The organism is Phyllobacterium ifriqiyense (assembly GCF_030817885.1).
GTDB classification, from domain to species: domain Bacteria; phylum Pseudomonadota; class Alphaproteobacteria; order Rhizobiales; family Rhizobiaceae; genus Phyllobacterium; species Phyllobacterium ifriqiyense.
Genome location: NZ_JAUSZT010000002.1, coordinates 257,591 through 278,464 on the forward strand (window position 1 = coordinate 257,591; position 20,874 = coordinate 278,464).

Annotated in this window: 20 protein-coding genes; 10 read left to right on the plus strand and 10 right to left on the minus strand. The window is 54.5% G+C overall.

The genetic code is table 11. The annotated features are described in order from the left end of the window. Positions 1–680: 680 nt before the first annotated feature. From QFZ34_RS02820 to QFZ34_RS02830, 3 genes are all read right to left on the minus strand, one after another. Positions 681–974, minus strand: a complete 294-nt coding sequence (locus QFZ34_RS02820; RefSeq protein ID WP_307276649.1) for a hypothetical protein — start codon at positions 972–974, stop codon at positions 681–683. A 309-nt stretch (positions 975–1,283) separates the two neighbouring features. After that, on the minus strand, positions 1,284–1,535 hold the full coding sequence (locus tag QFZ34_RS02825; protein ID WP_307276653.1) for a SemiSWEET family sugar transporter: 252 nt from the start codon (positions 1,533–1,535) through the stop codon (positions 1,284–1,286). 552 nt (positions 1,536–2,087) lie between these two features. Then, on the minus strand, positions 2,088–2,714 hold the full coding sequence (locus tag QFZ34_RS02830; protein ID WP_307276656.1) for a hypothetical protein: 627 nt from the start codon (positions 2,712–2,714) through the stop codon (positions 2,088–2,090). A 506-nt stretch (positions 2,715–3,220) separates the two neighbouring features. On the opposite strand from QFZ34_RS02830, the gene QFZ34_RS02835 reads away from it, so the two are divergent. The 6 genes from QFZ34_RS02835 (at position 3,221) to QFZ34_RS02860 (ending at position 9,991) form a co-directional block, all read left to right on the plus strand. After that, a complete protein-coding gene (locus QFZ34_RS02835) occupies positions 3,221–4,150 on the plus strand; it encodes an ArsR/SmtB family transcription factor (protein ID WP_307276661.1) in 930 nt (309 codons plus the stop codon). A gap of 139 nt (positions 4,151–4,289) precedes the next feature. After that, the gene (gene arfA / locus QFZ34_RS02840) at positions 4,290–5,801 is read left to right on the plus strand and encodes an arabinosylfuranosidase ArfA (RefSeq protein ID WP_307276664.1); all 1,512 of its coding nucleotides are present in this window, start codon (positions 4,290–4,292) and stop codon (positions 5,799–5,801) included. 9 nt (positions 5,802–5,810) lie between these two features. Then, on the plus strand, positions 5,811–6,881 hold the full coding sequence (locus QFZ34_RS02845; protein ID WP_307276667.1) for an ABC transporter ATP-binding protein: 1,071 nt from the start codon (positions 5,811–5,813) through the stop codon (positions 6,879–6,881). 68 nt (positions 6,882–6,949) lie between these two features. Beyond that, on the plus strand, positions 6,950–8,218 hold the full coding sequence (locus QFZ34_RS02850) for an extracellular solute-binding protein (protein WP_307276670.1): 1,269 nt from the start codon (positions 6,950–6,952) through the stop codon (positions 8,216–8,218). A 67-nt stretch (positions 8,219–8,285) separates the two neighbouring features. Beyond that, entirely contained in the window at positions 8,286–9,164 is an 879-nt protein-coding gene (locus QFZ34_RS02855) for a carbohydrate ABC transporter permease (protein ID WP_307278857.1), read from the plus strand. Continuing rightward, positions 9,161–9,991, plus strand: a complete 831-nt coding sequence (locus QFZ34_RS02860) for a carbohydrate ABC transporter permease (RefSeq protein WP_307276673.1) — start codon at positions 9,161–9,163, stop codon at positions 9,989–9,991. Before QFZ34_RS02855 ends, QFZ34_RS02860 begins: the two co-directional genes overlap by 4 nt. Before the next feature lie 348 nt (positions 9,992–10,339). Here the strand turns inward: QFZ34_RS02860 and QFZ34_RS02865 are convergent, their stop codons facing one another. The 4 genes from QFZ34_RS02865 to QFZ34_RS02880 form a co-directional block, all read right to left on the minus strand. Then, positions 10,340–10,657 (minus strand): LysR substrate-binding domain-containing protein, encoded by a 318-nt coding sequence (locus tag QFZ34_RS02865; RefSeq protein WP_337353497.1) that lies wholly within the window; start codon positions 10,655–10,657, stop codon positions 10,340–10,342. Further along, positions 10,654–10,947, minus strand: a complete 294-nt coding sequence (locus QFZ34_RS02870; RefSeq protein ID WP_307276679.1) for a LysR substrate-binding domain-containing protein — start codon at positions 10,945–10,947, stop codon at positions 10,654–10,656. The genes QFZ34_RS02865 and QFZ34_RS02870 overlap by 4 nt, the downstream gene beginning before the upstream one ends. A gap of 142 nt (positions 10,948–11,089) precedes the next feature. Beyond that, a complete protein-coding gene (locus tag QFZ34_RS02875) occupies positions 11,090–11,242 on the minus strand; it encodes a helix-turn-helix domain-containing protein (RefSeq protein ID WP_307276683.1) in 153 nt (50 codons plus the stop codon). Between the two features lie 75 nt (positions 11,243–11,317). Next, positions 11,318–12,223 (minus strand): LysR family transcriptional regulator, encoded by a 906-nt coding sequence (locus QFZ34_RS02880; RefSeq protein ID WP_307276686.1) that lies wholly within the window; start codon positions 12,221–12,223, stop codon positions 11,318–11,320. A 148-nt stretch (positions 12,224–12,371) separates the two neighbouring features. On the opposite strand from QFZ34_RS02880, the gene QFZ34_RS02885 reads away from it, so the two are divergent. Further along, positions 12,372–13,031, plus strand: coding sequence for a hydrolase (locus QFZ34_RS02885; protein ID WP_115055651.1), 660 nt, complete (start codon positions 12,372–12,374; stop codon positions 13,029–13,031). Between the two features lie 347 nt (positions 13,032–13,378). Beyond that, entirely contained in the window at positions 13,379–13,582 is a 204-nt protein-coding gene (locus tag QFZ34_RS02890) for a KTSC domain-containing protein (RefSeq protein ID WP_307276693.1), read from the plus strand. A gap of 133 nt (positions 13,583–13,715) precedes the next feature. Here the strand turns inward: QFZ34_RS02890 and QFZ34_RS02895 are convergent, their stop codons facing one another. Then, complete coding sequence (locus QFZ34_RS02895) at positions 13,716–14,303, minus strand: TetR/AcrR family transcriptional regulator (protein WP_307276696.1); 588 nt, start codon at positions 14,301–14,303, stop codon at positions 13,716–13,718. A gap of 96 nt (positions 14,304–14,399) precedes the next feature. Here QFZ34_RS02895 and QFZ34_RS02900 point away from each other — a divergent pair, with 96 nt between their 5' ends. Further along, complete coding sequence (locus QFZ34_RS02900; RefSeq protein ID WP_307276699.1) at positions 14,400–15,512, plus strand: efflux RND transporter periplasmic adaptor subunit; 1,113 nt, start codon at positions 14,400–14,402, stop codon at positions 15,510–15,512. Then, the gene (locus QFZ34_RS02905) at positions 15,512–18,619 is read left to right on the plus strand and encodes an efflux RND transporter permease subunit (protein ID WP_307276702.1); all 3,108 of its coding nucleotides are present in this window, start codon (positions 15,512–15,514) and stop codon (positions 18,617–18,619) included. Before QFZ34_RS02900 ends, QFZ34_RS02905 begins: the two co-directional genes overlap by 1 nt. A 441-nt stretch (positions 18,620–19,060) precedes the next feature. On the opposite strand, the gene QFZ34_RS02910 is transcribed toward QFZ34_RS02905, so the two are convergent. After that, the gene (locus QFZ34_RS02910; RefSeq protein WP_307276705.1) at positions 19,061–19,201 is read right to left on the minus strand and encodes a helix-turn-helix domain-containing protein; all 141 of its coding nucleotides are present in this window, start codon (positions 19,199–19,201) and stop codon (positions 19,061–19,063) included. A 115-nt stretch (positions 19,202–19,316) separates the two neighbouring features. After that, positions 19,317–20,828 (minus strand): amidohydrolase family protein, encoded by a 1,512-nt coding sequence (locus QFZ34_RS02915; RefSeq protein ID WP_307276708.1) that lies wholly within the window; start codon positions 20,826–20,828, stop codon positions 19,317–19,319. Positions 20,829–20,874: the final 46 nt, after the last annotated feature.

The window sequence follows — 20,874 nt, forward strand, 5'->3', positions numbered from 1 at the left end:
TTGAACGACACCCGCAGGCGAGAGTGTTCATCGTCGGACTTCTGTGAACAGGCTTGCCGGTTTCCGGCAAGGTCGAGAGGGCGGCCGATCTATTCGAAGATCCGGTCGGCAAGCGTCATCTTTCTCCTCGGCCCTGCGCGACGTAAACGGCCTTTGCCACCGCATTGCTGCTCGTGCCGACATGCACGGCCGGGCCCGCGCCGGGCGGAACATTTTCAAATCTTGGTATCCTTTGCCAGTTCCAACGCAACCGATGTCCCGAGCCTGGATACCTGACCGTGTTCCCGTCTTGCTATGTCTAATCAGGATCTGAACCTGATGCTGCCTTTCATTTTCCTCTCCAGCTGGACAGCAGCCCGCATAAGACCATCGAGAGCTTTAGGAAGCTTTTGCAGCAGGCTGAGCTGCCAGTGGCCGGCACTTTGCCGACCGACGAATTCGACCTTGAGTTCGGTTAACCGGAATTCGGGTCAATACTGCAAGGATATACTGCAAACTACTTGCCGATTTGCTTGACCTACGCGTTCAATCCAAGCGGTCTCCTTTCGCAGTAGACGGAGCTGCGTTGTACAGCGCAACCTTCACCCGCCACCAGTTCTTGCGCATCTCTGGTTTGAACGAATTGCTCCAGGCCAAAGGCAGCTTCAACCACTACAAAAGGATAGAAAGTGGGTCAGACTTCACAACCTCTCGATTGACGTTGTCCGGATGACGATCGCTTCCTGCTGGAACGCCACTTCCAGATCTTTCCGATAGTGACGCCACCAAACCCGATCGATTTCATCGACCATGACTTCGACGATGATTATTTGGTCTTTTTCGGTCACCACGCCATTCTTCCAGAGGCCTTCGGCCGGCGCGTTTGCGTGAAGCGTGACGCCCCCGAATTTTTCCGAGAGCTGAATGCGGACGTCCCGGTAAGCTGTTTCCTTGCCGGGGATAACAGGAAGCAGAATTTCGACGAGGGCAGCCACGATACCCTCTCAGCAAGCTGCGCCAGGCAAAAATCCAGCCGGCACGGCCCATGCTGATGCTCTGGGCCATACCTGGATCCAAATACGGGCATTTTCATGCATATCTTCCCTCCTTACGCCCAGCTTGCAGTCGGCTCCTGCTCCTGCTCCAACTTCGCGTCGGGGACTTTTCCCGAGGAGCGCCTTCCTCCTGGCTCGATATCAAGGTGACGGTTGCGGCAATACTGTCTCATCAACACGCTCAAGGCGCCCTGGTTCCGGAAAGCCGGCTTAAAACGGGGAGCGCCGGTTCCAGTAACCTGTTTCGCACTAGCTTCTGAGCTTCTTTACAAGGATAAGCGCCGACAGCACAAAGCAGGCAGCATTCGTGACAATGATTGGCCACTCGGACCGCATAAGGCCAAAAGCGGTCCAGAGTATGAAGCCGGTAACGGTAAGACAATACATTTTCGTGGAGATTGCTTCGGTGTCTCCGGTGCGAATGACCTTCCGGACCTGCGGCAAGAAGCTGCAAACGGAACAGAGGGAGGCGAGATATCCAACGATGAGCGCTGTATCCAAAATGGCGACCTCCTTCTGAGTGCATCATTCAAAGTGATCGGGGAACTATCGCTCCCCGCTGTTGTTCCCAGTCTGCGCTGCGGCTAACGACAATGGATTATGATATGGACTTCGACTTCGCAAAACAGACTGCGTTGTTGCCGGAGATGAACCGGCCGGATTGACGGTCGTCAATTCCCTGGCGCGCGATCACTCGTCCGTAACGAATTTCAACGATAGAACCAGCAGGACCGGAACAACGGATTCTTCTTTTGCCTTGCGCAATGCAGTCATGGGTTGATGAAGAAACTCGGCGCCTCATATCAAGGGTCGAGCGCGTGTCCGGCTAAGCAGTTGCGTGCCGCTGATGCCGCAAGCGGGCGTAACTACAAAAGACCGGTGGTTACCTCATTGACGAACGTCTCGATTGCAATCTGTTTCTCCGCAACCGCGACATTCCATTGGAGACCTTGGTCGCAATGATATTCACAACTGCGTTCCATGGCCAATCTTTGACAGGTGGATTATCTCGCCCGCAGCTTTAAATCCGCAGCAGGTTCCTAGATACGCAGCTCACCGCAAAAACCCGTTACGTCTAAATTCATCCCAGCCAACCAGTTTCCCGCTCGCCTCCATGGGCTCCGCTTCTGGCGGAGAGTCAAAACCCGCCCCCTTCTTCAATGAGCGTTGCAGCTTCGCCTTGTAGGCGGCCCGCCGTCGGTTTTCTGCTGCAGCCGCCACATCTTCCTCGCGCCACTGATCCACCAGTCCGTTGTCAAGCAGGTCTTCGACAACCTTGGGATCGAAGACATGAAACGTGATCTGCTTGGCACGCCCCCGTAGTCTCACAGTCCGCGTGCCCGCACTGGGTAGGCGGCCATCGGCCAGCCAGCGGTATCTCTCGGCTGGCTTGATGGTCAGGATGTCCTCAATTTCACGAGGGATCACGGGAAGTTTTTCGATATCGTTCATTGCTGAAGACACAATAGCCGCTGCGGTTTGGAATTGTGTCTTTGAATTGGCCGACATCGACAGCACCAGTTCCCCCGCGTCGAGTACGAGCGATTTCTTCGACGATATGGGTAGCCTTGCCCGCATTTCGAGAAGTACTCCCTTTGTGCGCACGGAGGACCCCAGTGTGGCTTCCGGTGGAAGTTTCCAGGTTCTGAGGAGCTCGATATCGTTGTCTTGCTTCGACATAGAGCATAGATGGGTTCCCTGTCAGATGAGGTCAAGCCAATATAAGCCGGGCAGGCGGCTGTCAGCCAACGAAGCGTCCTGACGTGAACCCGGTCATGCTTAAAGAAACCACATGGCTCCGGGCTCCTGTCCGGCGCGCCGTATTTGTTGGATGAGTTCGACATTCCAATCGGTTTTTGGTCCTTCGTCCATAAGATTGGCAAACCTGCCCAAGAGCGCACACGTTCGTTGACATCGTGCTGGTCCCAGGGTTTTGAAGACCGAGCAAGCTTTTGTCGCGACCATCGATCTTCTTGGTCATCGCGTTACCCTTGGTGCGACAACTCACCTTATGGGCATCACCAAGCGGAAGCCTGTGTTTGTCGTTCATCCGCTTCCTTCGAAGCTTGATAAAGTCAGCAAAGGAGGCGTTAGTCGCATAGCCTGAAATGCGAAAAATCACATTTTGCGTTTATTTAAATCGATAATTCCGATATGAACCAGATATTGGCTCATCGGTAAGGCACATGAATTCGAACTTTCTCGTCATAGATCCGGAAAAAGACTTGGTCGCCATCAAAGCGTTATCCTCGCTACCTCGGATTAAGCTATTGAAAGAGCTGTCAAAACAGACCGGTATGAATGTGAATGAGCTCGCGCGGTTTTCCGGGCTGCCGCAGTCGTCGGTATCAGCCCATCTCCAGGTGCTTGAAAAAGCGGGACTGGTCCGCACCGAAATGCAAAAAGCACGCAAGGGAAACCAGAAAATTTGTTTTGCCGTCTACGATGAACTCGTCGTTACGTTTATTTCGGCCAGACCTGCTCTGTCTTCCGATCTTATCGAGGTGTCGATGCCTCTCGGGCTTTATACGAACAACGCGGTGACCGGTCCTTGTGGTATCTGCTCAGTACACGGAATCATTGGTCTTTTGGATGTACCCGAGACATTTATTGATCCGGAGCGAATGAAGACGAGCCTGCTCTGGTTTACCAGCGGCTTTGTCGAATACCAGTTTCCCAATAATGCAAAACTTCGTGGTAGCAACATAGAGGCCATCGAAATTGTTATGGAAGTTAGCTCGGAAGTTCCCGGTACCTTGTCCAATTGGCCGTCGGACATTGTACTATCAGTAAACGGTACGGAAATCGGAGTATGGACGTCGCCCGGCGACTATGGCGATCGCCGGGGAACCTTTACTCCCGACTGGTGGAAGCTCAAGGGGTCCCAATACGGTATGTTGAAGACCTGGTCCGTGGGAGCGGGAGGTTCATTTGTGGATGGTCATAAGATCTCGGATGTCAATATCGGTGATCTTGCTCTGGACGCCCACCGATCCATACGGCTGCGAATCGAGGTAAAAGCTCAAGGGCGTCATCCGGGTGGTATCAACATTTTCGGGCGGGGTTTTGGCAATTATGATCAAGACATCATTATGCGTTTGAAAACAAAGCAATAGCCGTGTTTTAACAACGAAATCTTCTTTACCTTTTGCACTGCAGCACATTCTGGCCATTGACAAGCCCGGTGCACTCCTCCGACTATATCTAAAAATACGATGAGTATCGTTTTATTGGGTTGTCAGGGAGCGACACGGAATGAAGGCACGCGCAGCCGTCCATGTAGACTTTAAAATCAGTAACATTGATGAGCGGCTTTATTCAGCCTTCATTGAGCATATGGGTCGCGCAATCTATGGCGGAATCTACGAACCGGGTCACCCGCAGGCGGATGCGCAAGGTTTTCGCAAGGATGTGCTCAAGTTTGTACAGGATTTGAAGATACCCGCCATCCGCTATCCGGGCGGTAATTTCGTTTCCGCCTATCGCTGGGAAGACGGCATAGGGCCAAAGGAACAGCGCCCGGTTCGGCTGGATCTTGCCTGGCGCTCGAAGGAGACGAATCAAGTCGGAATCAACGAGTTTGCCGATTGGGCGAAGTTGGCCGGTATTGAAATGATGTTGGCAGTCAATCTTGGCTCTCGTGGGCTCGAGGAGGCGCGCAACTTTCTGGAATATACCAACTTTCCGTCCGGAACTTCCTGGAGCGATTTGCGCCAGTCGCATGGCAAGACCGATCCCTATCAGGTCAAGATGTGGTGCCTTGGCAACGAGATGGATGGTCCTTGGCAGATCGGGCACAAGGTCGCTACGGAATATGGCCGCCTTGCCAATGAAACGGCCAAAGCCTTCAAAGCCTTTGATCGAGACATTGAGGCAATCGTCTGCGGCAGTTCCAATGACGGCATGGCGACCTATCCCGAATGGGAGCGGGAGGTCTTGGAAGAATGCTACGAGAATGTCGATTATATCTCGCTGCATAAGTATTTTGGCAACAAGAGCAGGGACACGCTCAACTATTTTGGCAAGATTGAAGAAACCGGCCGTTATATCCAGACTATTGCCGGCACGATTGACTATGTGAAGTCTAAAAAGCGCGCCAAAAACGATGTGCACATCTGCTTTGATGAATGGAACGTTTGGTACCACATCCGTGAGGAAGACAGCCATCGCTGGAGAACCTGGGATTGGCCGGAAGCGCCGGCATTGCTCGAAGAAACCTACAACTTCGAAGATGCTTTGTTCGTTGCGGGCCTGCTGAATGAATTCATCCGCCGCTCTGACCGTGTGCGCATTGCTTGCATCGCACAGTTGGTGAATGTCATTGCACCGATCCGCGCCGAAAAGAACGGGCCTGCCTGGAGGCAGACGATTTATTATCCATACCGGTTTGCGTCGGTTTACGGACGCGGTGAAGCGCTCAATGTAGCGGTGGACGCTCCGAGGTATAATTGCCATGTCGCCGATGATGTTTCTTATCTCGACGTTGCAGCAGTTTACGACCGAAGTGCAGGTGTTCTGACCTTGTTTGTTGTGAACAGGCATTTAACCGAAAGAGCTGAGTTGGACGTCAGCCTCACTGGTTTCGCCAGGCCGGCGCTTTTCGAGCACCATGCGATGGAAGGTTACGGACTTCATGAAACGAATGGTCCAGATCGCCCGGATCACGTCGTTCCGAAATTAGGCGCAGGAGTGGGTATCGAGGATGGTAATTTGAAGGGATCTGTTGCACCGCTTTCCTATCATGTATTCCGCCTCACGACGAATTGAGACATCGAGATGGGGATCAGTTTACACAATGTCAGGAAAAGTTTTGGGCCGGTCGGCGTTATCCATGATGTAAGCATGGAGATTCCAACCGGAGATTTTGCGGTTTTTGTCGGTCCATCCGGGTGCGGCAAGTCAACGCTTTTGCGAATGATTGCCGGACTTGAGGATACGACCAGCGGTACGATCTTTATTGAAGGTCGAGATGTGACCAATGTCGAGCCAGCGCAGCGTGAGGTCGCGATGGTCTTTCAGTCGTACGCGCTCTATCCACACCTTACAGTCTTCGAAAACATGGCCTTTTCGCTGAGGCTGAAAAAGACCGCAAAATCACATATCAATGAAATGGTGCATGGGGCTGCGCGCATTCTTCACCTTGAGGACCATCTGCAAAAGCGGCCTTCTGAGTTGTCAGGCGGCCAGCGCCAGCGCGTTGCCATTGGCCGCGCTATTGTCCGGCAACCAAAAGTGTTTCTCTTCGATGAGCCGTTGTCCAATCTTGATGCCGAATTGCGCGTGCAGATGCGTCTTGAGTTGGCCAAGCTGCATAAGCAGATCGGCGCTACCATGATTTATGTCACCCATGATCAGGTTGAAGCGATGACGCTGGCCGACCGCATATTCGTGTTGAAGGGCGGTGTCGTCCAGCAAGCCGGCAAGCCCCTGGAGCTTTACGATAATCCCGACAATCAGTTCGTCGGTGGGTTCATCGGTTCGCCCGCCATGAACTTTTTGCCGGGGCGGGTTCTCGGACGGCAAGAGGAAACCCTTCGGGTTGCTGTCGATGGGGCAGGAAAGGAATTGTTGGCAAAGGTGTCGGCAAATTTGAGCGATGGAACCAGTGTCAGGATCGGGGTCCGGCCAGAACACTTACAGCCGGTCACCAATGGTATTCCGGCGACAGTCGAGTTGGAAGAAGATCTCGGCGGCGTATCCTATTTGCATGCCCGTTTAGCCGGAGGGCAGGCAATCGTTGTCGAGACCCGCGAACGTCGCAAAAGCCTCGACGGGCAAACCATATACCTTGGAGCGTCAGCGGAAGATGTCCTTGTTTTTGCAGAAGACGGGCGCCGGTTGCGCTGAACGCCTTTGAGTGAGATTCAACCGCCACCAACGGGAGAAGGGTGGCATCAGATTAGGGAGGAATTCTTATGCGATTTAAAGCTCTGCTTGCCGCCACGGCGGTGGCCCTTATGGCGCTACCCGCCATGGCTCAGGAAAATGTTACATGGTGGGATTTTCTGAGTGGCGGTGATGGTGTCCGCATGAAGGCGTTGATCACGCGCTTTAATCAGGAACACCCAGACATCAAGGTCACCGGCACCACCCTCGAGTGGGGTATTCCCTTCTATACCAAGGTTCGTACCGCAGTAGCCGTGGGGCAGGGGCCCGACATTATGACCTACCACCTTTCCCGTATGCCGTTAGGACTGGAAGAGGGCGTACTTGACGAAATCACCGATGACGATCTCAAGAACGCTGGCGTCACGAAGGATAGCTTCTTTCCGGCGTCGATAAAGGCTGCGAGTTCCGATGATGGCAAACTTCACGCTGTGCCGTTCGATATCCATTCCATCGTTCTTTATTATAACAAGTCATATCTGGAAGGGTCGAAATTCCTCGACGCCGATGGCAGGCTGACAGGGATCAACAGTCTCAAGGACTTTGAAGAAGCCCTGACTCTGGCAAAGGACAAAGGTGCAGTGGCGCCGGTATCCTATGCAACCGGTGATGATGGCGGTACCTATCGCGTATTCTATACATTGTTGCGTCAGCAGGGCGGTGAATTGATCACAGGCAAGGAAGTGCTGGCGGGAGACAATCTTGCAAAGGCTGCCAAAGCAATTGAGGTCATGACCAATTGGGCCAAGAATGGCTGGCAGCCGGAACAGGCGGAGTATGAAGCCTCAGTTGCGCTGTTCACTTCCGGAAAGTCTGCGTTTTCGTTGAATGGCGTTTGGGAAGTCCCCACCATGATCGATCTGGAGAAAAAGGGAACGCTTGGTTATCAGTGGGGCGCCGTTCAGGTGCCCAATCTGATGGGAACTCAGACAACTTGGGCGGACTCCCATTCTTTTGCGATACCGGCCAATAACAAGATGTCGCCTGAAAAACGCAAGGCCGTCATGACGGTAATCGGTTGGATGGAGAAAAATTCTCTGGCCTGGGCCGAGGCAGGACATATTCCTGCATACAAGGAAGTGGCCGATGGCGAGGCGTTCAAAAAGCTGGAGCCGAACGCCACCTATGCGGCGCTCGCAAACACTGCCTCTTACGATCCACGGTCGCCAATCGCTGGTGTGGCATCGCCTGCCTACGATGCGGCCATCAACATTATCTCGCCTGCCATCCATGGTTATGCTGAGCCAATGCAAGCTGCTGAACAGATCAAACAGGACCTTCAGGACAAACTGCAATAACGGTCGTGCCGATGACCGCGTGTTAGGGCGCGGTCAACAATGATTCTGGGAGGTTGCTGACGTGGCCATGCTGACAAACCGGCGCAAGGAGATGGTTGTAGCCGCTTCGCTCGTTGCACCATTCGTACTGACGTTCGTGGTAGTCTTTCTTTATCCGACGATCCGGCTCGTGCAATTGAGCTTCACCAATTCTCCCCTCATCGGTTCAGGAGAATGGATAGGATTTGATAACTTCACACGGCTTTTGTCCGACAAGTTGTTTCTAACGTCGTTGAAAAACAACGGATACTTCGTGCTTTTGACGGTCGTGCCTACCACGGCTCTGGCGCTGGGCTTTGCATTGATGATTACACGCCTGCGTGGCTCTTTGCAGGCGTTGGCTCTCGCAATTTTCTTTCTGCCTTACATACTGCCGGTGTCTGTCGTGACGCAGATATGGACATGGATGCTGGACTTTCAGTTCGGTGTGCTGCAGCCGGTAATAGAGTTTTTCACGGGAAAGCCTGTTCCCGTTTTCAAAAACCCTTATTGGGTCATGCCGACTGTCGCTGCCGTGACGATTTGGTGGACCAATGGGTTCAATGTACTGCTGTTCATTGCTGGTCTGCGTAATATCTCGAAAGACTATTATGAAGCCGCACAACTCGACGGCGCAACACGTCGGCAGTTGTTCACAAGAGTGACTTGGCCTCTTCTCTGGCCTGTCACTGGCTTGGTATTGACCCTTCAGCTGATATTGCAGTTGAAGATCTTTGATCAGGTTTATCTGCTCAGCAGCGGAGGACCATTCAATTCGTCCTACGTGCTGCTCTTGATGGTTTACCGCGAGGCGTTCCAACTAAATCACGGCGGCTATGCATCAGCGATAGCGCTTGTCCTGTTCATTATTATTGCAATGCTCTCGGTTCTCCAGTTCCAACTCTTTCGTGCAGGAGGACGTCGATGAAATCGGTCCGGAAAATCGAAGGCTGGGTTTTGACGGTCTGCACTTTTCTCGCTGCGGCATTGTGGATTTTCCCGCTTTATTGGGCCTTCATAACCTCGCTTCGCTCAGAGGAGCGCGTGGTGTCGGATGGAGCCGGTGTCGTCCCGGACGAAATCAATCTGGCCTCGTATGCTGATATCCTCTGGAATACCAACCTCGTCAGTTGGTACATAAACTCAATCGGTACTGCCGTCATCATCACGGTAGTAGTGATCGTATCCGGCATGATGTGCGCCTATGCCATTTCACAGATGCGTTTTCCCGGCAGACGCATACTTTATAGCGTAGTACTTGCGAGTTTCATGGTGCCCTCGCAGGCTCTGGTCGTGACCCAGTTTATCCTGATCAACGATATGGGGCTCATCAATACATGGGCGGGTATCATTCTACCGCAGCTGATCGTTCCGGTCGTCATTATCGTCTACAAACAGTTTTTCGACGCCGTGCCTAAGGAACTGCGCGAGGCCGTGGTGCTCGACGGCGGCGGTGACTATACGCTGCTGTTCAAGATATACCTGCCATTAAATTGGGGCATCACGACAGCATTGGCCATCATCACCTTTATCATGGCCTGGAATCAGTTTCTTTGGCCCTTCCTTGCCGTGACGACCGAGGACATGATGACGATCCCTGTCGGAATAACCCAGGTCAAGGACGCGTTTGGGGTGTTCTATGCAAGGTTGATGTCGGTTGCGCTTCTCGGAGCAATGCCTGTCGCTGTTGCCTATCTGATCTTTCAAAGAAAAGTTACCGAGGCAGTTATGATCTCGTCTGGTGTTAAAGGATAAAACTCCCCAGCTCAGGGTACCTATCCCAAGACGTTCATATAGTCAGACTTTGTTGCAACAGCTGAATGGAAGCGCAAGAGCTTCTCGGGCGCACCATCATTAGACGATTCTCGGTCGTTTAGTGAGAACCCTGAATGATCTTCAAACTCAGAGCGGATTGCGCTCTTTTCTGATTCGCCTTCCGGAACTCGATCAAGTGCTGCCACTACGATCAAAACGAGATTGGAGAGATCAACACTACAATCGAAATTGGTGAAAATTATTCTATTGTCGGCATTTTTAAAGGAAAACTCATAACTTCCCTGGTTGAACGCAGTAGTAATCTGTAGGTCATGCGTTCAACTCAAATCAAGAGCCTTCATTAATCCGTGGGGGCAACTGACATTGGGTGGAAAACAGTTTCTCGCTGATAAAATCAACGAAGACCCACACTTTGGGTGAAAGGTGCCGGCTTGAAGGCCAGATCAGATTGAACTGGCCGGGTGCATCGAGGTGATCGACCAGCAGCGACATAAGTTCCCCGGTCCGGAGTGAGTTAGTCACCAGGAAATCCGGCATGCAGCCGATGCCGAGCCTGCGCAGGACGGCACCGTGCAACGCCTCCATATAGTTGTATGTCAGGACGTGAAGGACCCTGACCTCAGGCTCTCCCGCCGAACGTATCAGGGGCCAGTCCTAATCTTGCCGCTATTGGGATAGCGGAAGCCGATTCCGACATGACTCGACAGGTCAGGCGGGCAAGTTGGCATTCCCCGTTTCCCCAGATAGGCGGGAGATGCACACAGCAGCAGCTGGAAGGGCCGAAGCGTGCGGACCATGATGCGGCTGTCGGGCAGCTGCCCGTTGCCGATGGCGACATCAACGCCTTCATCGATAAGATCGACGATGCGGTCAGTGAAATCCAGGTCAAGTTCGATTTCCGGATAGAGTGACAGGAATTCCCCAAGCACCGGCAAGAGCAGGTGGTAAGCGACGACAGGTGCACTGACCTTGACACGTCCGCGCGGCGTTTCCCCGTTCGAAGTAGAGTCTTCTGGGCATCGTCAAGATCGTCAAGAATGTGGCGGCATCGTTCGTGAAACACGCGGCCTTCCTCTGTCAGTCGCAGGCTGCGGGTCGAACGCTGAAAGAGCCCACGCCCAGCTGGCTTTCGAGTCTCGTCACGGCCTTTCCGACAGCAGATGGAGACAGGCCCAGGACTCGTCCAGAGGCGACGAAACTGCCGAGATCGACCGTACGCACGAAGGCCATCAAGCCGGTCAAGCGGTGCCGGGTGATTACAGCCGGCGACCGACTGCAATCACGGGGATGCTGCTCATGGCCCAATCAAGCATCTCCTTTACCGATGCTCTCCTCGCCCTCGGCCAGGTTTCCAAAACATTCGATAAGCATCTCGGTGAGGATTCTCACTTTTCTCGTGGGATACCGACCGGGCGGTCTCACGACGAAGATGGCGGCGGGTGGAACCGGATAACCTGTCATGATTGGCACCAATGCGCCCGACGAGATATGATCGGCGACGAGCGGTTCGGGTAGATAGGCGACCCCTATCCCCTCCAAAGCGGCCGCCACGAGCGATACTCCGTTGTCAGCTACGAAACGCCCTTGGGGGCGCACCAGGACAATCTTGTCGCCATCCATAAATTGCCACGTTTCAGCTTCCCGCATGACCACCTGGTGATTCACAATCTCATCCGGTGTTACGGGAGCGCCGTGAGCCTCGACGTAGGCAGGACTTGCGACAAGTTTGCCAAAGAGTGGTCCCACACGTCTTGCGACGAGGTTGGAATCCTGAAGGTGGCCTACACGGATTGCGCAGTCAAAACCTTCTCCAACGAGATCTACGAAGCGATCAGTATAGGAAGAACTGATATGCAGTTGGGGGTGTCGGCGCGCCATCTGCGAAAGGACAGGAGCAAAATGCGTTGGACCAAATGACAGTGGTACGGCTATGCGCAGGCGGCCTCGAAGCTCACCGGCCGGCAACATCGTTTCCTTTGCGACATCCAGTTCGGTGGAAATCCGGGCTGCATGCTCCCTGAATGTAACACCTGCTTCTGTCAGCGCTATACCACGGGTCGTCCTCGCAAGTAACTGTGCGCCAAGTTCCGCCTCGAGCTGGGTGATTCTCCGGCTGACCATCGACTTGGAAATGCCCAGCCGCAGCGCCGCTGACGATATCCCGCCGGCATCAGCGACCTCGATGAATATTCTCAGATCCTCAAGTTGCACATCGCGTTCCTTTTCCTGCAACACAGCGTCACACGATTTAGGTCTACCGGCTCGCAGAAGACAATGACAAGTTGGCTGCGGATGGCTCTCCGATGAGGGTATCCTCGCAACATCTCTTAACGAACCGCCAATATAGGATCTATATTCAATGACCTTTCGTAACGGCCTCAATTCTCTCCTTCGTCCCGAAGATTCCGTCCTCGTTCTGATTGATCATCAGCCTTACCAGCTAACTAACCTCAATAGCCATGATCCTCAGGCCGTCGTCAACAACACGACTGCGCTAGCAAAGCTGGCAAAAGCCTTCAATGTTCCGACCATCCTCACCAGCGTGATTGCGGACCGCGGCGGCAAGCTCTTCAAGCAAATCACAGACGTTTTCCCAGGGCAGGAAGTAATCGACCGGACCTGGGTGAATACGTGGGAGGACAAGAAGGTGGTGGACCTGGTGAAGGCGACCGGTCGCAAGCAACTAATCATCGCAGGTCTGTGGACCGAAGTTTGCGTAGCGATGCCAGCGATTCAGGCAGCTGGCGAAGGCTGGGATGTGACTGTAATCACTGACGCATCGGGCGGAAGCTCAACCGAATCTCATCAGGTCGCCATCCAGCGGATGATTGCGGCAGGCGTTAACATGATGACTTGGATGGCTCTTGCTGGCGAGTGGCAGCGTGACTGGGCTCGCACCGAGCACGTCGAAGAGCTGACCGAAGTGCTCATCTCGCACATGGCCGGCAGCGGCATTGCCTATCTGTGGGAGCAGCAGTTGCTCAATACCCCCGTCCCGACAACCAAAGGCGGCCATTAAATCCTTCCTGGGGTGATGGGGACATCGACGGTTGCCCCGCGACTAGCTGGGCGATCTGTCGATCCTCGTCATCTTCAATCGGTCTCAGCAATTGTAGAATCGTTGAAGCTCCGTTGCCGAGACGCCCAACCAGTCGGACGTGAATGGCAGACTTTTTCCTGTGCCCCGCAACATCGGTTGCGCAATAGGCCGCAATTGTTGTGGCTTCAGCATGTGACAGCCGTCTTTGTTCCGTCGCTGCATCGCGACCGGCTTTACAGGCTCGGATGCGGGAACCATTTCCCTACCGACAGGTTATGGTTCGGGCCGTCAGAGAGCTCCGGTAGTGGAGGTTGGTGAGGGATAAAATGCCTTCTACGTTGATCCGAAATACCAGCTATGATGAAGCGGCACGGATATTGTCAATATGGTTTGTGACAAGCAGAAATCGGTACGACTATATGGATGTGCCGCCTGGAATATATGACGATTTTCGCCATGCCTTTTCCAAAGGACGTTTCTTCAACCAGCACATTCGCGACGTGTATCGCTATCGCATCTACCGATCTTGAATGATATTTCCGGCGAAACCACCTCGATCAATCCACTGGAGTGGTCAAGGGCTCCGAAAGCATTGATGAGCGATAGTGCTGTTTGCTGGTTTGAATCTTATCAATGGCGAGCTTAACAAGCCAGCGGCATCTGTCAGACGACATCTTCACGGTGCGCAATGCGCCTGACTTCCTCAGCCGCTGCATCAAGAATACCTTCTGCCAAACTCTTGTCCCCCATGATACGGGAAAGCGTGACGGCACCAACCATAAGCGAAAGTATTGTCATCGCCTTGGCGCTGGGGTTGGAGCTCTTGGCTTCGTTCATCAGTTCATCCAGCACCTCAAAGTGAGCCGCTACTCCCTCTTCAAATGGGTGTCTCACTTCGTCACTCTGGCGCACCGCATCAGATCCCAGCGCCACCAATGGGCAGCCATCTGCCATTTCCCCGCGATGCCCCATTGAAAGATAGAACGACATCACCGCCTCCAGGGGATCGGAGCTTGTCGCGGCAGCTGTCGACCATCTGCGCGTCGCACTTTCCATGGCGCGGCTGGATGCCAGAGCAGCAAGGTGTTCCTTGGACGAGAATTGCTTATAGAATCCACCTTGCGTCAGACCGGCGCCCTTCATCAGATCCTTCAAGCCGATTCCATCAAAGCCACGCTCTCGAAAGAGGCGGCTGGCAACGTTGATCACCGTTTCTCGGTTTTCCTCTGCCTGTGCGCGGCTCACTCTCATATCTGCCTCCAATTAGATTTCGTTTGACATCTATATCATGTTTAGATTTAGATCGCAATCCAAATCGCCGAACGCTGGCCAAACTGAGAATGTAAAATGAAACGCAAATATGTCCTGACATTTGTAGGTCTTCTGGGAACGGTGGCGGTCGCTGCTTTTATCTTAATGTCCGAAACCACTGAACGGAAAGCCGAAGCCGCGGATCCGAGGACGGTTGCACCGCTCGTAAGGGTGACAGAGGCGAAGAAGACTGCATCGGCAGAGCGGTCGTTTACCGGCACCATCGCGTCACGGGTGCAGAGCAATCTCGGTTTCCGGGTGCCGGGCAAGATCGTCCAGCGGATGGTTGATGTGGGTCAGCAGGTTCGGACAGGTCAGGCTCTGATGCGCATAGATGAAACAGATCTCCAACTCGCCCTTACGGCCAAGCGCAATACGGTCATCGCGGCGCGGGCTGTCCTGATCCAAGTACAGGCAGATGAGAAACGCTATGCGGCGTTGGTGAAAAATGGACTGGCTGCCACCCCACAACGTTATGAACAAGCGAAAGCAGCGCTCGACACGGCCTCGGCGCAGCTTGCGGCCGCTGAAGCTGACGCCAGTGTCGCAGAAAATGCAGCCACCTATAGCGTTCTACTTGCAGATGCAGATGGAACAGTTGTTGAGACGCTTGGAGATCCAGGACAGGTCGTGGCCGCGGGCCAGACGGTTATTCAACTCGCGCAGGCTGGCCCGCGTGAAGCCGTTGTCTGGCTACCTGAGACGCTGCGGCCCGACATAGGATCCCAAGCCGAGGCCAGTGTCTATGGAGCCGACGGTATCAGCGGAAAGGCGCGCTTGCGACAGATCTCCGATGCTGCCGATCCGCAGACCCGTACCTACGAGGCGCGTTACGTCCTCGATGGCGCCGCCGCCTCTGCCCCGCTCGGCTCGACGGTGACGATTAAAATCCTGGACGCGCACAGGCAGTCGGAGGTCGCAGTTCCGGTAGGTTCGATCCTGGACAACGGTGGGCGGACGGGTGTTTGGGTCGTCAACGGTGCCACCCTCACGGTGACGTTTACACCAGTCGAAATCAAACGGATCAGCGAGGAGATGGCATTTATCACCGGTGTCAACATTGGCCAGAGGGTTGTCGCTCTTGGCGCGCATCTCCTGGAAAATGGCGCAGCCGTCAGGATTGCCCCGCAGCAAGAGGTGACAAAATAATGAGCTTCAACCTGTCAGCTCTTGCCGTTCGCGAACGTGCCGTCACCTTATTCTTTATCGTGCTATTGGCTGCGGCGGGGGCGTACGCCTTTGTCAAGCTGGGACGCGCCGAGGATCCTTCCTTTACCATCAAGACCCTGACGGTCACTTCCGTCTGGCCGGGCGCGACGGCGCGCGAGATGCAGGATCTTGTCGCTGAACCACTGGAAAAGCGCATCCAGGAACTGACCTGGTATGACCGTGTCGAGACGACGACACGGCCTGGCTACGCCTTCCTCACCGTGACCTTGAAGGATAGCATGCCGCCGGCCGCCGTCGAAGAAGAGTTCTATCAGGCGCGCAAGAAGCTCAGCGACGAAGCCCGCAATCTGCCTCCGGGCGTGATGGGCCCGTTCGTCAATGATGAATATTCCGATGTGAGTTTCGGTCTTTATGCATTGAAGGCGAAGGGGATGCCGATGCGGGACCTCGTGCGACAGGCTGAGGTCATCCGTCAAGATCTCCTGCACGTTCCGGGCGTCAAGAAAATCAACATCATCGGGGAGCGCCCCGAACAGATCTTCGCCGAATTTTCCTATGCCAAGCTCGCGACACTTGGAATATCGGCAACCGATATCGCCGCAGCTTTGCAAAGACAGAATACGGTCACGCCAGCTGGCTCCATCGACACGCGTGGGCCGCAGGTGTTCATCCGGTTCGACGGAGCCTATAACAGCGTGCAGGCGATCGCCGATACGCCGATCGTAGCGGCCGGTCGGACGCTGAAGCTCTCCGATTTAGCGGATGTGCGGCGCGGGTATGAGGATCCGGCAACATATATCATCCGGCATGAAGGTGAGCCAGCCATCATGCTGGGTGCCGTGATGCAACAGGGTTGGAATGGTCTTGATCTCGGCAAGGCGCTTGAAGCGCGATCCGCCGCGATCGCGCAGACACTGCCGCTGGGCATGACGCTCACCAAAGTCAGCGATCAGGCCGTCAACATCGACGAGGCGGTTGGCGAATTCATGCTCAAGTTCGCAATGGCGCTTGGCGTCGTGCTGTTTGTGAGCCTGTTTGCCCTCGGCTGGCGCGTCGGCATCGTTGTCGCACTTGCCGTGCCGCTGACGCTTGCCGTCGTTTTTCTCATCATGCTGGAAACCGGCCGGTTCTTCGATCGTATCACGCTCGGCGCATTGATCCTTGCGCTGGGCCTCCTCGTGGACGACGCCATCATTGCCATTGAAGTGATGGTGGTGAAGATGGAGGAGGGCATGGACCGTATCAAGGCGGCCGCTTATGCCTGGAGCCATACGGCAGCGCCGATGCTTTCCGGCACACTCGTCACAATCATCGGGCTGATGCCAGTAGGCTTTGCAAGATCGACTGCAGGTGAATATGCCGGCAACATATTCTGGGTCGTGGGCTTTGCGCTGATCGTTTCATGGTTTGTAGCAGTGATCTTTACGCCCTATCTCGGCGTCAAGATGCTGCCCGACATCAAGCCTGTAGAAGGCGGACCGCACGCAATCTATGACACGCCAAACTACCGTCGCCTGCGCTCCCTCATCGAGTTTGCGGTTCGCCATAAATTCATGACCTGCGCCGTGGTCGGCATCACAATGGCTGTCTCCGTCGTCGGGATGGGAGGCGTGAAACAGCAGTTCTTCCCGACATCGGATCGACCCGAAGTGCTGGTCGAAGTTCGTATGCCCGAGGGTACAAGCATCGAGACCACGACAGCCGCAGTGGAGAAAGTCGAAGGCTGGCTGCAAACGCAGCCGGAAACAAAAATCGTCACCAGCTATGTAGGGCAGGGAGCGCCGCGCTTCTTCTTTGCCATGGCGCCGGAATTGCCCGATCCTGCCTTCGCCAAGATCGTTGTGCTGACGCCCGATGCGCATGCGCGTGAGGATTTGAAGCATCGCTTGCGCCTCGCCATTTCCGAGGGACTTGTCCCAGAGGCATCTGTGCGCGTGACGCAACTTGTCTTTGGGCCCTACACGCCATTTCCGGTCGAGTTTCGGATCATGGGATCGGATCCGGATGAACTTTACAAAATCTCCGAGCAGGCTCTTGCTATCATGAAAAGTGTTCCAGATGTCCGCCAGGCCAATCGGGATTGGGGCAACCGCACGCCGGTGCTGCGGTTCGTTCCCGACCAGGATCGACTCAATCTGATCGGTCTCTCACCCTCCGAGGCAGCCCAGCAGATGCAGTTGCTGCTCAGCGGCATCCCTGTCACACAGGTGCGCGACAATATCCGCAACGTGCCGGTCGTTGCCCGAAGCGCAGGCGAGAACCGTCTTGATCCATCACGGCTTTCCGACTTTTCGCTGATGAGCAGGGATGGTCGTCAGGTTCCCCTTGATCAGATCGGCCACTCCGAGATCCGGTTTGAGGAGCCCATCCTGAAACGCCGCGACCGCACTCCGGTGATTACGATCAGGTCTGATATCAACGAGGCGACGCAGCCACCGGAGGTTTCGCAGCAGGTCATGAAGGCGCTTCAACCACTCATTGAAACGCTCCCCGTCGGATACCGCATCGAAATGGGCGGCAACATCGAGGAGTCCTTGAAAGCCAATGCCGCCCTCGTCAAGATCTTTCCAGTTATGATTGCCGCCATGTTGATCGTCATTATACTGCAGGTGCGCAGTCTGTCGACGATGACGATGGTGATGTTGACTGCACCGCTTGGCCTCGCCGGAGTGGTGCCGACGTTGCTTATGTTTAATCAGCCGTTCGGCTTCAACGCCATTCTCGGGTTGATAGGATTGGCTGGTATCCTCATGCGCAACACGTTGATCCTGACGGAACAGATCAAGGAAAACCAGGCGGCCGGTCTTGATGACTATCACGCCGTTATTGAAGCGACGGTGCAGCGGACACGCCCTGTCATCCTGACTGCACTGGCCGCCATTCTCGCCTTCATACCCTTAACTCATTCGGTGTTCTGGGGATCGATGGCCTATACGTTGATTGGCGGAACGGCAGCAGGGACGGTGATGATCCTCCTCTTCCTTCCAGCACTGTACGCTGTGTGGTTCCGGATCAAGCCAATCGAAGATGACCACGCCGAGGCGATCGAAGAACTCGCAACACTGAGAAAGATTGCCGCAGAGTAGAGAACTCGATCGCCAAAGGTCACTCCAGCTTTTTGCGCAGCTTTCGGGATTATCGCGACTGTCAGTACAACAGATAAAAATCTCGCTATGTAGCTGCGCCGAGCAGCAGGTTATTGTTAATGTTTTGTCTCAGCGACGTACGAGATTAAGTATTACGAGCGCTGTTCTCGAAAGTCATACATTCGTCTTGTGATCGAGCTTCTATACGTGGAATTGCAAAGTCTAAAAAGGCGCGTCTGTTCTTAAGGAGCTGTTGGCCAGCATGCATCAAGCTAACGGGCCACGGCGGTAACTCGTAGCCTCAAATACTCAGGAACTCGGCAATGATCGGAATCATGTGCGTCCGGCCAAAAACGATCGGGGCTGTTATTTTGAAAACTCCCATTGCCGTACGTTCCGCCTCCCCGACTTGTTCGAGTATGCGTTTGCTCGCTTCAAGATTCAGACGTCCAGCTTCCGTGAGAATAAAAGGCTGGGGCACCGATTTAGGAGCCGTGTGTCCAGATGAGCCTCAAGTTCGCCAATCCGCCTGCTGACGGTGGCCAGAGGCACATTAAGTTGCTTGGCCGCAGCTGATTGCACGAATGTTGATGGCCAGCGTCTTCGTGTTCAGTGCATGGGGAAGCTGCGTGGTGACGATCGCGATGTGCGTGAACAAATGCTCAGGGCAGGAAAATAATAGAGTGGGTACACAGGCTTACGCGCGCGGACCTCCGGTATAGCGGTTCATGCCAATTTCGGTGGACGTGGCGCGCCGATGGATTTCGGCCATGGTGGAGTGGAGCGCCGCGTTCCGGGCTTCCAGTTTGGCATGCGCGGCGAGGTGTGCCGGGATAAGCTCACGGATCTCGGCCAGTATTGCTGCTTCGTCGATCGTTTGCAGGCGACCGTCCTGAACAACGATCCGCCCCGCTATCATAACCGTTTCAATCGAAGAACCATTCTCTGCGTAGACCAGGTGCTTGGCAATATCGTTAAGCGGGGTGAAGCTGAGGGTGGTAAGATCGAGGATCAGCAGATCAGCGGCCTTGCCAATGTCGAGCGAACCGGTAACATTCTCCAGCATGGCACTGCGTGCCCCACCGATCGTGGCCATGGTCAGAATCTCGTCCGCACGAATCCACTGGTCAAAGTCCGGGCCGGAAACGCTATGAATCAGCCCAGCTACCCGCATAACGTCGAAGATGCGTGCCGTGTCGTTCGATGACACGCCATCGGTCCCCAGCGCAATCGTTATGCCTGCGTTCATCAGGTGGCGGATCGGAGCAATGCCGGCACCGAGCTTCTGGTTGGAAACAGCATTATGGGCAATTGAACATCCGGCATCGCCCATCATTTCCATGTCGCTCTCACTCACCCAAACAGAATGGGCGATTGTCGTGTTGCGCGACAGGACGCCGAGATCATGCATATAGCCGATCAGGCTTTTGCCGTAAATTTGATGTCCGGTTACGGCCTGTGTCTTGGTTTCCAAGATATGTGTATGCAGCGGAACGCCCATCTCCACAGCCAGCGCATGGCAGGCCTGCAACAAATCCGGAGTGCAGCGCTGTGGCGCCGAAGGTGCGATCATGAAGTTGAGCCGACTGGCCTTGCCATGCAGTGAAGCAAATGCAGAACGGCAATAATCGATATAGGCCTCGGCTGACATGGGCGGGCCAAAATCAAGCTTTTCCTGCAGATAGCGCGGCATGATCTCGCGGGCGAAGGGCAAGGCATCCAATGTGTGTACGTTCATGGCCGCGCTCGACACATTGGCACGAATACCCGCATCGTCATAGGCTTTGAAGACTGTTGATAGTCTTGAGAGATCATGTACCGGCGGATCGAAAAAATCGTCGCAAATCGTTGTGACGCCATTACGCAGCGAGTCCATGGCAAGAAGAAGGCTGCGCAGATAAAGCAACCTGTCATCAATGACAGGCCCCATCAATAACGGGTAGGCGTAGAGCAACCAGATTTCCAGCGGCATGCCTTCATACCGGCCGCGAAAAAACGTTTCGCTGGAATGGGTATGCGCATTGATGAGGCCCGGCATGACGAGACGGCTGTGGCCGTCGATAAGTGTGGCACTCGGTTGGGCAGCGAGATTTTGGCCGATGGCAGCGATGCGCCCATCCTCGATCAGAATGTCGCCTTCGAACGGCTTGGTGCCGTTCTGAGGACACATCGTCAACAAGGTGGCATTCTTGATCAGCGTCTGGGACATGGGCGTATCCTGTTCGTCGTGCCGTCGCACCGGTTCCGAAGTGGAG